This window comes from Rickettsia rickettsii, from assembly GCF_001951015.1.
In the GTDB taxonomy this organism is placed as follows: Bacteria; Pseudomonadota; Alphaproteobacteria; order Rickettsiales; family Rickettsiaceae; genus Rickettsia; species Rickettsia rickettsii.
This window is the reverse complement of the sequence record NZ_CP018914.1, coordinates 66,002-79,257: the sequence shown is the minus strand read 5'-3', so window position 1 is coordinate 79,257 and position 13,256 is coordinate 66,002. Positions and strand designations below refer to the sequence as shown.

Sequence of the window (13,256 nt, the reverse complement as noted above, 5' to 3'; positions counted from 1 at the left end):
TTATTCTATAATTTCAGATTTATTAAAGAAAAATTCGATTTCTCTTTTCGCACTATTTTCACTATCTGAACCATGAATACTATTAGCCTCAATTGATTCGCCTAAATCTTTTCTAATAGTGCCTGCTTCAGCTTCAGCAGGATTAGTTGCACCCATAACGGTGCGGTTTAAAGTTATAGCATCCTCCCCCTTAAGCACTTGAAGTACTACCGCTCCTGAAGTAATATATTCAACTAAGCTATTAAAAAACGGTCTTGCTCTATGCTCATCATAAAAACATGCAGCTTCATATTTAGTTAAAAATTTCATTTTCTGAGCCACTATTTTTAAACCGGCATTTTCTAAGTAAGTATTAACTTGCCCTATTTTATTCCTTTTGATAGCATCAGGCTTAATCATTGAAAAAGTATATTGTATTGTCATTTTGTAACCTATTTATTATAATTATTAAATGTATTTTTTAGCTGAACGATTCCATATTAAAGCAAATAATCCTCCTCCTAAAAGAGCAGAAATACTGAAAAATATAAATACCCCATTCCAACCATAATTATCGCTAATCCATCCTACGCCGACTCCCGCAATAGCCGCTCCTAAATAACCAAATAAACCTGATAATCCATTAGCCGTACCGACAGCCTGACGGGTACTAAAATCAGCAGCTGCTATACCTACAAGGAGCTGAGGCCCTGAAACAAAAAAGCCTATTAAAGAAAGAATTACTATACTTAATAATTCACTGTGAATAGGAAGTTTCCAAAACAAGACTAACAATAAGCTAAGCAATACCATACATATGGATGCAACAGGACCGCGACGACCTTGAAATAGTTTATCAGATAAAACACCTGCTATTAATGCCCCTGGGATACCTATCATTTCATATAAACCGATTTGTAAGCCTGCATTTGCAAGACTTATATTACGCAAATCTTTTAAAAATGTTGGAGCCCAATAAATTACTCCGGAACGTATTATATAAACAAACATGTTTGCTAAACAAACATACCATATTAGCTTATTACAAAAGACCATTTTAAATAATTGTGGAGTTAATAGCTTCTCATAATCTCCTATAGCTTCAAGCGGATATTCTTTATATTCCTCTACGGTAGATAAACCTACTTCTTTTGGAGAATTACGAAGCCTATTATATAAAAAAAGCGATACTACACAAGCAACTACACCTGGAACAAAAAAGGCAGCTCTCCAATCAAATTTATCGATTAAATAACCGCAGCTTATCATAGCAAGAGCACCACCTATTTGATTAGAAGTTGCACCCATAGCCCATTTAGTTCCAAGTTCTTTTGAAGCGAACCAGTGAGTAAGCATCTTTGTTGCAGGAGGCCAGCCCATAGATTGAAACCAGTTACTGGCTATCCATAAAATTCCTATAAGCCATAAAGAATCTGAAAAACCTATTAGCATAGTAATGATCCCGACAAATAAAAGACCCAAAACCATAAATATCCGAGCATTAACTTTATCGCTAATAAACCCGTTACACGCTTTACTAACTCCATACATAATAGATGAAGCAGTTAATATCCAGCCAATTTGTGTTTTAGTAACCCCAAAATATTCTCTTATAGCAGGAGTTGCTATATTAAAATTCTGACGACAAAAATAAAAAGTTGCGTAACCTATAATAATAGAATACAAAATCCTTACTCGCCAACTATTATATTTTTTTACATATGGCGATCTTGGAGTTTTAATTTTGGATTTTGTATTTGTCATATTATAAACTCTCCGACTATAAAAAAAGCAAGTTTAAGAGTCTAGCAGTAAATAAATTTTCATTAATAATTAAAGAGCTTTTTTGCTACAAATTATAAGATTTTTGTCATTCATTTTTCACAAAAATCTTATAATTTGTAGCAAAAAAGCTCTTTAATTATTAATGAAAATTTATTTACTGCTAGACTCTTAAACTTGTTTTTTTTATAATATTAAATTTTAACAAATTCTATTTTTCGGTTTTATTTACCAAAACTTTATACTCTTTATTTAAACCTTTAACGGCATATATCCATAATATTACTATTACAAAGAATATAGAAGCAAAATAAGGAGTTGCCTCTACAAAACCAAACGCAGGAAATAAAATAAAGAATGTAGATTGAATAATAGCACCACCTGATTTACCAAATCTTCCTCCGATAACTTCAACAGCAGCTTGCCCTTTTACTCGTAAATCCTTATCAAGCGGAATATACGCCATGTTTTTAGTAGCATCAAATAAAGAATATTTTACACCTTTACTTAAAACATTTTGAATCATACCGATCATAACAGCAAGTGCTAAAGGACCTGAAGCAAGAATACCTGTTAAATGCATAGCAATAACACTATCAAAAAAGATAAATGCAAAAAACGCTGCACCGGTAATTAACATCATTAATGGAGTTATCATAGCTGCAGTTAGCCATGATACTTTTCTTAAAATATTACTACCTATAAGCATGAAAGCAATTGCAACCCAACCCTGATAAAATTGGAACTTCCCCATATATATAGTGTAAGCCTCTTTCGTCGGATATAATTCTTTTACTTTGGATTTCCAAACACCTTCAACTAAATTTACTGAAACACCGTAAGCAATAAGTAACAATGCAATATAACCTACATACTTAGAAGTAAAGATCATTTTAAAACTGTCTATTAATGACATTTTAGCTTTAGCTTTCTTTTCTTTTACTAATGCCGGATCATAAAGCCTAGGATCGGTTAGAACGTTTTTATTCATCCATCTATATGTTAATATTACTAAAAAGCTACTTGTTATCATTATAACAAATAAAGGTACAAATTTTAGATGTTCTGCAACTATTTGAGTTTTTTCATGCAAGCAATATCCAATAATTACGGATGTTACAGGCAATGCTAAATTAGCAAGTAAACCAAACATTGAGTAAAAACGTTTAGCTTCATCGGTTTTAGTAATTTGGTTAGCAAATTGCCAAAATAATAAACTAAGCATCATTGTTCCCCAAAGCTCTGCCATAGTATAAAAAGATGCAAAACTCCATTTCCCAACTATTCTTATAAACCATTTGAAATTAGGATAAACTACACTCCAAGATTCTATGGTTTCAGGATCAGGATGAACTAAATCAGGGTAAGGGTAAAGAACAAACGCAAATAATGCAAAATACCCTAAGAAAAATGAAGTAATAACATAAAACACGTTTTCTTGCTTTAAAATATCGCAGAGCTTAACATAAATTACCATAGCGATTACGGCAGAAGGTAGTACTATATATGTTTTTAAGAAACTTATTGCTTCTGCTCCTATATCCGTTACTACAAACCCGTCTTTAATTGAACGAAGCGTTGAGTAGTTTAATAAAATACAGAACATCATAAACGCCATAGGAAGAAACTTCTTATTTTCATATCTTTCTATAGGCCAAATTACCTTGCTTAGTTCTGAGAGATAATTGTCATTTTTGGGAGTATTCATAAATTAAATTTTTCTATTTATTTTGAAGATAAATATTATACTAGAATATGTTAGAAAAGTCAAACCTATTGATTTTTCTCAAAAGAAATTAAATAAAATTATTAACTATAGGATGCGTAAAAGAAATATGACAATTTATTTACTTGATTTTAGTTTCTATCCATAATTTTCTATTTATAAATTATAATAATAAAATATATGTCCAAATTAAAAACAGCTCTATTATTAACTGCTATAATTTTTATAACAGGTTGTAAAAGTAATATGAAAAATGAAAACAATATTTCATTACCGCAATATGTAACTTTGAACATTCAAACCTTAAATAGTTCAGAGGATAAAACTATTAGAATAAAGGCAAAAACTTTAAACTTTCCGTTATCTTCAGAAGATTTACGTGATATATCTATTTTAGAAAAGAAATATGATCAAGAAGAAAATTGTGCAGGACTTGCTGCACCGCAAATAGGCATATCAAAATGTATAATAATATTTGCAGTACATGAAGATGCAGAGTTAAAAAAATGGCATCCTGACCTTAAGGATACAATGCCTAAAACTATTTGGATTAACCCCTCATATAAACCGATAGGTATTGATAAACATGAAGATTACGAGGGATGCTTTTCTGTTGAAAATGCTACAGGACCGGTAGCAAGATTCAAGAAAATTCATTATCACGCATATGATATAAATGGCAATCAAATTCAAGGTATCGCAGAAGGATTTTTAGCAAGAGTTATCCAGCATGAAATCGATCATCTAAACGGAAAAGTATTTTTAGATTATGTAGCTCCAAAAAAAATAATGACTAAAGAAGAATATTTAGAAATGCGTAAAAAAGCAATGGAGCAGGAAAATATAAAATCTTAGAGTTCTCTAAATCTCAAATATCATTCTAGCTAAAATTTGAGTATGTCATTCCCGCGAAAATTTACTTTATATTATTTGGTATAATACTATTGAATCGGATACGGGACGCATGCGATGTTCGCCTAAAGCTTCATCTTCATCACCTGTTACATTATTTATAATTTTTCCGCCCATGAATAATGTAGAAGAAGCGCCACCGTCTAAATTGATTGCCGATTCATATCCAAGTTAACATATAATATGCAAGTTCTGTTTTAGTTAATCCTATCACAGTATAATTAACAAGGTGTTTTTCTAAAATTTTTAAAGCTTCAGGGATTATTAATTTATCAACATTTACTTCTTTCTCTTTCCGTAATATTGATCTTACTTGCACAAGCTTAAGGTCTTTGACATGTTGCTTATAAATATGTTCGACTACAACTATAACTATAGTGCCGTCATTACACACTCCTAAGGCAGTACGAGCATGAGCCAGATCATCTTGCTTTGGATTATCTACAACATTTTTACCGTTTTGAACCAATAAGGGAATACCGGTTACTATTGAAGCAGTGTTACTTAAATTTATAAGCTTGCCGTCTTTATCGAGAAATTCCAAAATTAACTTTACAGAATGATTTATATTTACTACCGGCAAACTTGTTGCTTGTGGAAAGGACAATATAAAGCCTTTCTGTGAGATTTGATTATCACCATGCTTACTTATTGCCGTAACAATAAAATTTAACCATAATGCCTCTTGACTTGGAGAGAATCTCTTACTCTTTTCCGTCCATATTTTAACTATTTCAAAAAGCCTGTTAAAATAAGGTTTTATTGTATCTTCATGCATATTGTAAAAATCGCGATCATCACGTTGTATAATATCTGAACAGTATCCGTAAGAAACATAAAAAATGCCTTCCGGCTTTAATGCAGCATGAATTTTTTATACACAAGGTACATAAAGGAGAGTTGCTTGAGCCCAAACACCATCAAACTACTCCTTAAAATCAATATCTTGAAAAGTGGAGTGCAGTACATCTATTCCGGTTGCTTTTGTAGTTCATTTAACCATTTCGGTTGAACCGTCAAAAGCAGTAACTTGATATCTTTGACTTAAAAAATATTTTGTATCACGACCAACTCCGCAACCTGCATCTAAAATATGAGCCTGTTGAGGTAAATAGCTAGTAAATGCTTTATAGTTATCAGACAAATCTGCATTGATTGTTCTGCTATAAAACTCTTGAGCGTTATTATTATAATATTGTATATTTTTCCTAACTATTAGTATATTTATACTCACCAAACAATAACATACAAATAGAAAATACATATAATTTCTATTATATATTAGACTTCTTTTCGAACTCACTTATAGGGAGGCATTTGGAGGAAACACGGAACGCAGCACCGCAGCGTATAAAAAAGTACGTGAGGATGCGAGTACCGGATTGACGTACAAATTACCCCTAGAAGTAGAGTTCCAAAAGAAGTCTATTGACTATTAGACTTAAAAATGGTCTACTTATCAAGAATAAGGCTTAAGGTTTATATGATAAAAAAAATAATATTTGGAATAGCTATTTTACTTAGTACAAGCTGCTTTGCCAATAGTACAACTTCTGACGGCTCAAAAAAAGATGCAGCAAAAACTAACGATGTTACAACACAAAAAATTATAGATGATTTTTCTGCTTACGCCGGTACTATAAAACCGGAAGTACGGGAGGAAATACAACAATATAGAGTAGCAATAGTCAAGATTAATAAGAAGAAACGTGAACTATATAACAGGCTTTCCAAAGAGGCTCAAAATTTTTTAGCAGAGCAACAAAAATATAAACAAAAACTATCTATCTCTAAGCTACCGGTAGAAAACGACCAAAAGAATAATACTGTTGATTCTAATGATAATAAGAGCAAAGATACAAAATAAATTACTTTTCTTAGCCGTTATTGTGCAGGTCAAAAATCGTCATTGCGAGCAGCCGTAGGCTGTGGCGGCAATCTCATGCAATAATAACAAACTCGTGAGATTGCTTCGTCAATTGCTACGCAATGTCCTCGCAATGAAGGATAAACCTATCCACAACAACTCCGCTTTTTAGCTAGGTATTTCATAAATCTGCTCTACTACACCATCAAGACCCATTAAAAAAGTATAAACTTTTAATTGGGGGAATTTTTCTTTTATTATATCACGGGCCTTGTTTAAAATTGCTGCATGTGCTGCCGTTTCTTTTTCCTTGGTATTTAGCTGTTCCTGACCTATAAGTATTTTATAAGCTCCACATTCTCTATGATCAAGAAAAACAATTTGTTTTATGTTATGTAATTCTTGCAAAATCTCAATAGTATCTTCTATTGTTTTTCCCCAATAAGTATATTTGTCGTTAATAAGAGCAAGCGATGCACCGGGCAGTGATACTTTATCAAAATTATCTTCTAATCCTAATTGCTTCATTAATTTATCTGTTTCGTCTATTAATCTAAAATCTACACAACTAATTAAAAGAGTAGAAGCTTCATTTAATGTTTTTAAATGTGCATTACTTACTTCTACCTTTACAACTTGCTTATTGGCAATTATATCATTGTTAGCAGCGTAAAGATTTAAACTAGACACCATAATAAACCCTAAAATTATATATTTTACATGTATCATAAAATTTTCCTATTTAAAAATATTTCTTACAGGCTTTAAAATAAGAATAACCTGTAATGATTGTTAAAAAAGCGGCAATCCATAAAATTATTTCCCCTACTATATCTAAATAAATAATTCCTGAACCTTTTGAGCCTAGTATCAATATCGATAAAGCAAACATTTGTAAAAACGTTTTTACCTTAGCAAGTCTCGATACAGGCACACTAACCTTTACTAGAGCTAAAAATTCCCGAAGACCGCTAACTAAAAATTCTCGTGCTAAAATTAATAAGCAAGGTATCTCATCTACATTATCTTTTTTTAGTAGCATGATAATAACGCAACCTACAAGTAGCTTATCTGCTATAGGGTCAAACATCTTGCCGAAACTTGTAACTAAATTATATTTTCTTGCAATATAACCGTCAAAAAAATCCGTAATACTAGCTAAAACAAATAATAATGCCCCAAGTGTACGTGCAAGTGAGTTATTGATATAAAATACCAGTATAATAACTGGAATTACCATTATTCGAGCAATAGTTAGATAATTAGGTAAATTTTTATCTATTCTCATTAATTAATTAAATTTATTAATATAATATTGTTGAATGATGGATAGAATATTATTCCAAGACCAATATATTAAAAGTCCAACAGGAAAACTACTAAACATAAATAAAAAAATTAGCGGCATAAATTTCATTACTTGAGCTTGCATCGGATCCGCAGGTTCAGGACTCATTTTTTGCTGTAAGAACATAGTAATAGCCATTAAAATAGGCCATGCTCCAATCATTAAAAATGACGGCGGCGCGAACGGTAATAAGCCGAATAAATTAAAAATAGTAGTAGGGTCAGGTGCAGATAAGTCTTTAATCCAGCCGTAAAACGGTGCTTGCCGCATTTCAATAGTTACATACAATACTTTATAAATGGAGAAAAATACCGGAATTTGAACAAGTATAGGTAAACAACCAGCTACCGGATTTACTTTTTCTTTTTTATATAAAGCCATAATTTCTTGATTTAAACGTGCTTTATCATCACTGTATAAATTTTTTATCCTATCGATTTCCGGCTGTAAATTTTTCATTTTTTTCATCGAACGATAAGACTTATTGGCTAAAGTAAACATTAATAGCTTAATTATAACCGTAACAATTAATATACTAACACCGAAATTACCGACATAGCCATAGAAAAAATTCATGGCGTAGAAAACCGGTTTGGTAATTATATAGAACCAACCGAAATCAATAGCTCTATCAAATAATTTAATATCATATTGCTTTTCATATTTATCAAGCAAGTCTACTTTTTTTGCTCCAGCAAAAATTCTGCTTTTAATTGAAAAATTTTTGCCGGGCTTTATTATTTGTACCGGTGAAATAAAATCTACCTGATATCTTTCAATCCCTTGCTTAAGAGCATAATTAAAATTCGAGCTGTAATTACTTGATTTATCCGGAATCAAGGAAGACAACCAATATTTATCGGTAATTCCTATCCAGTCAACCTTACTTGCTGCAAATTTTTCACTTTTCTTATCTTTAATATCATCATAAGAATATTCTTTAAGATTCTCGTCTATACACCCGATAGGTCCTTGATGTAATATATTCACCGCTTTCTCTACAGCAATATATTTACGATTTATTAAACCGTAAGATTGCACAGGAAGTTCTTTATCACTATTATTAACGATGGTTTGCTCTATAGTAAATAAATAGTTTTCATCGACAGTAATAGTAACTAAAAATTTAACTCCGTCTTCATTAACCCAAAATAAATGCACAGGTTTTTCAGGGCTTAATATTTCACTATCACTATTCCATATAGTATCGTTGTTAGGGAGTTTTACACTAGATAAATTACTAACTAAACCAACTTCAGCAAAATATGCATTTTCTGTATTAGCCGGTGAAAATAATCTCACTTCAGAACTATTTTTAGATAAATCTTGTTTATATTTCTTTAATATTAAATCATCAAATCTAAGTCCTTTTAATGAAATAGAACCGGTAAGTGATTCAGATTCTATTTTAATACGCTGTACTTGACTTTCTTCTTGCACAACAATACCAGTTGCAGGTTCGACTAAAGCTTTTAACTGTTGTTTCTTTAAATTTTCTGCTTTCTGCACTGCTATTTGCTGTTGCTGTTTTTTTTGTTCAGGTTTTACAACAAAATACTGCCAACCGAAAATTATACTTAAAGACAGTATAATAGCGGCTATTAAATTAATTATATTATTATTCATTCCTAGGTCTTAAATTTTAATATTTTTAAAGCTTTAAGTTTTAAAGCATTTAGAGCAAATAATCAAGTAGTATAATATACTTCTCGGCTTTCAAAAGCAGTGAATATCCAAGCTGAAAGACAACTTCCATCTTGGATACAAATTTAATTTATTTTTTTATTTTTACTACTTTTCATTTTACTTCGGATATATTATACCACTCCTACATTCTGAAATATTTTTAATTTAAATTCAGGAAGTATAGAAATGAAATGTTCAGAAATATTGTCCTGTATATTTTCATAACCTACTAAATTTACTTCTTTAACAAAGATATATATTTCTATAGGCAACCCATGAATCGTAGGTTCAAGCTGTCTTACTAGAAAAGTAAACCCTTCGGTATAAACTGCTGGATTATTTTTTAGATATTCCTGAATATATAATTTGAATAGTTTAATGTTGGTTAAATCTTTCTCTTCTTTATCAAGAGTGATTTTATCTATTACATCCTTTGATATATAAGGAGATTTTTTTAGTGCTTTTAAAATATTAGCATCACAGAAGTTAATAGTTGCCATATTAATATTAAATACTCTCTTTACCCTTCTTGCTCCTGATTCACTAATTCCTCTATAATTAGTTACGTTAGAATTTAAAATGCTGTAAGTAGGAACTGTGGAAATAGATTGGTCAAAATTCCTAATTGTTACTACGGAAATAGTAATTTTTTCAACTGTTCCTTCAATTGCACCTATACGTACCCAGTCTCCAATATTAATAATTTCTTGAGTAGTTAGTTGCAAGCTTGCAAGTAATCCTAAAACGGTATCTTTGAAAACAAATGTTAAAAGAGCTGCGGCTGCACCTAAGCTTGTTAAGAATGTACTAAGCGAAATATTTAATATATATGAAATAGTTACCATTGCTGCAATAACTATGACAATAATTTTTAATATTTGAAAATATAAGCTAAGCGGTGCATTTTTTGTAACGGCTTTGATTCTATTTTGATACAGATCTGCAAAAGCATCTATAAGCGTTAATAATAACATTGTCACAGATATACCAGTATATAAGATTACTATAGTATCTTTGATTCCCAGTAATACATGTGCTTTAAAAGAAGTAGGATGAAAAATCTTTCCCCAACATACAAAGTAAAGTGCTAATAAAGTATTTAATAAATAACGAAATATAGGATATTTTTTTATCCTTTCATAATCATCATAATGATGTCTAGTTAAATAATTTTTTACCGGAATAAAAATTAATCTTTTAATTAGAAATATCACCGGTATAAGAGATACTAACATAAAAAACAATAATACTAACTCAGTACTTGAGGTATGATATAGATCCATTAAATATTGCATATTTTACCTATCATTATTATTATGAATATAAATCTTTTTTATTATTACTAAGAATTTTATTTTTATCAATAATTTTAACTCAAAAGAATTTGGTATTGCTAAGCAAATATAGATACTATCATTGCAAAGCCACAAAGCAGCTGCAGCAACCCATAAAAATAATAAAAAACTGAATTGCCTAGTCAATTACTTATGTAATTTTCTGTAACTCAGACGTTAAATGAATTAAATAACTTATTTATCTATGACATTTCCTAATATCAATCCAGTTATTTTCTCTATAGGTCCACTTGCTATCTCTTGGTATTCTCTTTCATATGTAATAGGAATTTTGCTAGGCTGGTTCTATGCAAATAAAATTATAGAAAAATTTAAGCCTCAAATTACCAAAAAAAATCTAGAAGATTTCATTACTTATGCCGTTATAGGCATAATAGTCGGAGGCAGACTAGGGTTTGTTTTATTATATAACCCTTCTAGATATTTTTCAAATCCAATAGATATCTTAAAAACTTATGAAGGCGGGATGTCTTTCCATGGCGGAGCTTTAGGGGGGATTATTGCTGCTTATTTGTTTTGCCGAAAATATAAAATTAATTTTTTAAGTCTCACGGATATAATAGCCCCTGTAGTACCTATCGGATTATTTTTAGGTAGGATCGCTAATTTTATTAACGGCGAACTATACGGACGTATTACAAATGCTTCTTTTGGTATGATTTTTCCAAATAGCGATTTGATGCCAAGACATCCTAGTCAATTATATGAAGCTTTTTTTGAAGGTTTAGTATTATTTAGTATCTTAGCATATGCAACATTTAAGCACAAAACTCTTAAAAAGTGCGGTTTAAACTCAGGCATATTTTTCACATTTTACGGTCTTTTCCGAATCACTATTGAAATATTTAGAGAACCCGACATACAAATCGGGTTTATTTTAGATAGCTTAACTATGGGACAAATTTTATCTGTACCTATGTTACTTTTAGGAAGTTATTTAATATGTCAATCGAATCCAAAATAAGACAATTAATTGATCAAAACGGTTATATTACTTGCGATGTCCTCATGCAGGAGGTATTAAACTTAAATCCTACTTCCTATTATAAGCAAGTAAAATCATTAGCTAATGAAGGTGACTTTGTTACGGCTCCTGAAATTTCACAGCTATTCGGTGAAATTATCGGCTTATGGTGTATCAGAGAGTGGCAAAGAATTGGCTGCCCAAAAAGTCTTAGTTTAGTAGAGCTTGGTCCTGGTCGAGGTCTATTAATGCGTGATTTACTACGTACTGCAAAATTAGTACCGGAATTTTATAAAGCCTTATCAATTGAACTAATAGAAATTAATAAAAATTTTATTGCTTATCAAAAGGCTAATTTACAAGATATTAATTTACCGATTAGTCATCAATCATTTGTAGAAGATATACCAAAAAAACCTACTATAATAATAGCTAACGAATTCTTTGATGCTATACCGATAAAGCAATATATTAAAGTCAAGGAATTATGGTATGAAAGAATATTTGTAATGCAGCCGGTAGACGAAAGAATTAAATACGATAAAATAAGCGTTAATAAGCAATTACAAGAATATCTGCTGTGTACTCATATTGAAGCAAAAGACGGGGCAATACTTGAAGAATCTTATAAATCGATAGAAATTATAAAATTTATAGCGCAGCATCTAAAAAGACTAAGCGGCAGTGGCTTAATAATAGATTACGGCTATGATATAGCTCCGAATGGTAGAACTAGATATCAATATAATCAAACATTACAAGCGGTTAAAAACCATAAATATTGCCCCATCCTTGAAAATCTTGGAGAAGCTGATTTATCGGCACATGTGGATTTTTATGCATTAAAGACGGTAGCTAAAAACAGCAAAATAAACGTAATAGATACAATATCGCAACGAGATTTTTTAATAGAAAATGGAATCTTATTACGTAAACAAACATTGCAAGACAAGCTTAATGATAGACATCTTGCCAAATTCGCTTATAGAGAGGAATTTAAAGGAGACACGCAACGCAGCAACGCAGCGTACACTTTAGTACGTGAGGATGCGAGTATCGGATCGACGTATAAATTACCTCTAGAAGTAGAGTTTGGCAAGATGTCTGAGCAGGCACAAATAATAGAAAGACAGGTAGAAAGACTAATATCACCGAAACAAATGGGAGAATTATTTAAAGTATTACAAATTATGAATTAATTTAGGTTTTGTGGACATTTCTAATTTGTTGCTGCAAATTATAAGATTTTTTTGAAATATGACTAACTATTCCACAAAAATCTTATTAATTTTTGTTACAAAACACCTCAAAATAGCAAATCAACTAGAAATGTCCACAAAAAAACCTAGGTTCTGAGTCTTGATTATAAATGGACAACTTTAAGTCCCCTTCTTCACATTTCAGCATGGCTTCAAATTCTTTTTTATACGCTCTTCGGTTTTTCCTGTAAGATGTAAGACACATAAGCAGTATCATTGGGTATACGGAACCGCTATAAACCCCAAAACTTCGAACTTCACAATCAGCATCTCGGTACTTAATCCATTAATTTGGGGATTTTTTAAGTAAATTAACTTGTTCTCGTTTGTCTGAAATATTGTTTTAATATTTCTTGGTATATTTGATTTATTATCAAC

Annotated in this window: 15 protein-coding genes and 1 pseudogene; 5 read left to right on the top strand and 11 right to left on the bottom strand. The window is 30.9% G+C overall.

From position 1 onward, the window contains the following. From ndk to tlc1, 3 genes are all read right to left on the bottom strand, one after another. Positions 1-423 (bottom strand): nucleoside-diphosphate kinase, encoded by a 423-nt coding sequence (gene ndk, locus BTU51_RS00510; protein ID WP_010976767.1) that lies wholly within the window; start codon positions 421-423, stop codon positions 1-3. A 24-nt stretch (positions 424-447) separates the two neighbouring features. Next, on the bottom strand, positions 448-1,743 hold the full coding sequence (locus BTU51_RS00505) for an MFS transporter (RefSeq protein ID WP_012150310.1): 1,296 nt from the start codon (positions 1,741-1,743) through the stop codon (positions 448-450). Between the two features lie 229 nt (positions 1,744-1,972). Continuing rightward, positions 1,973-3,469 (bottom strand): ATP/ADP exchange transporter Tlc1, encoded by a 1,497-nt coding sequence (tlc1, locus tag BTU51_RS00500; protein WP_012150309.1) that lies wholly within the window; start codon positions 3,467-3,469, stop codon positions 1,973-1,975. Positions 3,470-3,667: 198 nt separating this feature from the next. Here tlc1 and BTU51_RS00495 point away from each other — a divergent pair, with 198 nt between their 5' ends. Beyond that, positions 3,668-4,342, top strand: a complete 675-nt coding sequence (locus tag BTU51_RS00495) for a peptide deformylase (RefSeq protein ID WP_010976764.1) — start codon at positions 3,668-3,670, stop codon at positions 4,340-4,342. Between the two features lie 66 nt (positions 4,343-4,408). Here the strand turns inward: BTU51_RS00495 and BTU51_RS09650 are convergent, their stop codons facing one another. The 3 genes from BTU51_RS09650 to BTU51_RS00480 all read right to left on the bottom strand — a co-directional run bounded on the left by BTU51_RS09650 (position 4,409) and on the right by BTU51_RS00480 (position 5,633). Further along, entirely contained in the window at positions 4,409-4,516 is a 108-nt protein-coding gene (locus BTU51_RS09650; protein WP_012150308.1) for a hypothetical protein, read from the bottom strand. 43 nt (positions 4,517-4,559) lie between these two features. After that, on the bottom strand, positions 4,560-5,177 hold the full coding sequence (locus BTU51_RS00485) for a phosphodiester glycosidase family protein (protein ID WP_014362278.1): 618 nt from the start codon (positions 5,175-5,177) through the stop codon (positions 4,560-4,562). Between the two features lie 213 nt (positions 5,178-5,390). Continuing rightward, positions 5,391-5,633 carry a class I SAM-dependent methyltransferase gene (locus BTU51_RS00480; RefSeq protein ID WP_014362445.1) on the bottom strand — a complete coding sequence of 81 codons (243 nt, stop codon included), beginning with the start codon at positions 5,631-5,633 and terminating at the stop codon, positions 5,391-5,393. 64 nt (positions 5,634-5,697) lie between these two features. Here BTU51_RS00480 and BTU51_RS00475 point away from each other — a divergent pair. Together BTU51_RS00475 and BTU51_RS00470 are read left to right on the top strand one after the other, a co-directional pair. Then, positions 5,698-5,832, top strand: a pseudogene (locus tag BTU51_RS00475) (palindromic element RPE1 domain-containing protein); the annotation flags it as partial. Between the two features lie 50 nt (positions 5,833-5,882). Further along, a complete protein-coding gene (locus BTU51_RS00470; protein WP_012150307.1) occupies positions 5,883-6,266 on the top strand; it encodes a hypothetical protein in 384 nt (127 codons plus the stop codon). A 168-nt stretch (positions 6,267-6,434) separates the two neighbouring features. Here the strand turns inward: BTU51_RS00470 and BTU51_RS00465 are convergent, their stop codons facing one another. From BTU51_RS00465 to BTU51_RS00450, 4 genes are all read right to left on the bottom strand, one after another. Continuing rightward, positions 6,435-6,995 (bottom strand): carbonic anhydrase, encoded by a 561-nt coding sequence (locus BTU51_RS00465; RefSeq protein ID WP_012150306.1) that lies wholly within the window; start codon positions 6,993-6,995, stop codon positions 6,435-6,437. Positions 6,996-7,008: 13 nt separating this feature from the next. Beyond that, a complete protein-coding gene (gene pgsA / locus BTU51_RS00460) occupies positions 7,009-7,554 on the bottom strand; it encodes a CDP-diacylglycerol--glycerol-3-phosphate 3-phosphatidyltransferase (RefSeq protein ID WP_010976760.1) in 546 nt (181 codons plus the stop codon). Between the two features lie 3 nt (positions 7,555-7,557). After that, a complete protein-coding gene (gene yidC / locus BTU51_RS00455) occupies positions 7,558-9,240 on the bottom strand; it encodes a membrane protein insertase YidC (protein ID WP_012262195.1) in 1,683 nt (560 codons plus the stop codon). Between the two features lie 191 nt (positions 9,241-9,431). Further along, entirely contained in the window at positions 9,432-10,595 is a 1,164-nt protein-coding gene (locus tag BTU51_RS00450; protein WP_012262194.1) for a mechanosensitive ion channel family protein, read from the bottom strand. A gap of 244 nt (positions 10,596-10,839) precedes the next feature. Between BTU51_RS00450 and lgt the strand changes: the two genes are divergently transcribed. Both lgt and BTU51_RS00435 read left to right on the top strand, forming a co-directional pair. Next, positions 10,840-11,619 (top strand): prolipoprotein diacylglyceryl transferase, encoded by a 780-nt coding sequence (gene lgt, locus BTU51_RS00440; protein ID WP_012150302.1) that lies wholly within the window; start codon positions 10,840-10,842, stop codon positions 11,617-11,619. Continuing rightward, on the top strand, positions 11,598-12,818 hold the full coding sequence (locus BTU51_RS00435) for a class I SAM-dependent methyltransferase (RefSeq protein ID WP_012150301.1): 1,221 nt from the start codon (positions 11,598-11,600) through the stop codon (positions 12,816-12,818). Before lgt ends, BTU51_RS00435 begins: the two co-directional genes overlap by 22 nt. Positions 12,819-12,942: 124 nt before the next feature. Here BTU51_RS00435 and BTU51_RS09860 read toward each other — a convergent pair whose 3' ends face one another. Next, positions 12,943-13,161: a lysozyme inhibitor LprI family protein gene (locus BTU51_RS09860; protein ID WP_286036518.1), complete on the bottom strand. Its 219-nt coding sequence runs from the start codon at positions 13,159-13,161 to the stop codon at positions 12,943-12,945. Positions 13,162-13,256: the final 95 nt, after the last annotated feature.

Coding starts and splice junctions, on each gene's coding strand:
- ndk (WP_010976767.1), bottom strand. CDS start 423: ATGACAATACAATATACTTTTTCAATGATTAAGCCTGATGCTATCAAA.
- BTU51_RS00505 (WP_012150310.1), bottom strand. CDS start 1,743: ATGACAAATACAAAATCCAAAATTAAAACTCCAAGATCGCCATATGTA.
- tlc1 (WP_012150309.1), bottom strand. CDS start 3,469: ATGAATACTCCCAAAAATGACAATTATCTCTCAGAACTAAGCAAGGTA.
- BTU51_RS00495 (WP_010976764.1), top strand. CDS start 3,668: ATGTCCAAATTAAAAACAGCTCTATTATTAACTGCTATAATTTTTATA.
- BTU51_RS09650 (WP_012150308.1), bottom strand. CDS start 4,516: ATGGGCGGAAAAATTATAAATAATGTAACAGGTGATGAAGATGAAGCT.
- BTU51_RS00485 (WP_014362278.1), bottom strand. CDS start 5,177: ATGCATGAAGATACAATAAAACCTTATTTTAACAGGCTTTTTGAAATA.
- BTU51_RS00470 (WP_012150307.1), top strand. CDS start 5,883: ATGATAAAAAAAATAATATTTGGAATAGCTATTTTACTTAGTACAAGC.
- BTU51_RS00465 (WP_012150306.1), bottom strand. CDS start 6,995: ATGATACATGTAAAATATATAATTTTAGGGTTTATTATGGTGTCTAGT.
- pgsA (WP_010976760.1), bottom strand. CDS start 7,554: ATGAGAATAGATAAAAATTTACCTAATTATCTAACTATTGCTCGAATA.
- yidC (WP_012262195.1), bottom strand. CDS start 9,240: ATGAATAATAATATAATTAATTTAATAGCCGCTATTATACTGTCTTTA.
- BTU51_RS00450 (WP_012262194.1), bottom strand. CDS start 10,595: ATGCAATATTTAATGGATCTATATCATACCTCAAGTACTGAGTTAGTA.
- lgt (WP_012150302.1), top strand. CDS start 10,840: ATGACATTTCCTAATATCAATCCAGTTATTTTCTCTATAGGTCCACTT.
- BTU51_RS00435 (WP_012150301.1), top strand. CDS start 11,598: ATGTCAATCGAATCCAAAATAAGACAATTAATTGATCAAAACGGTTAT.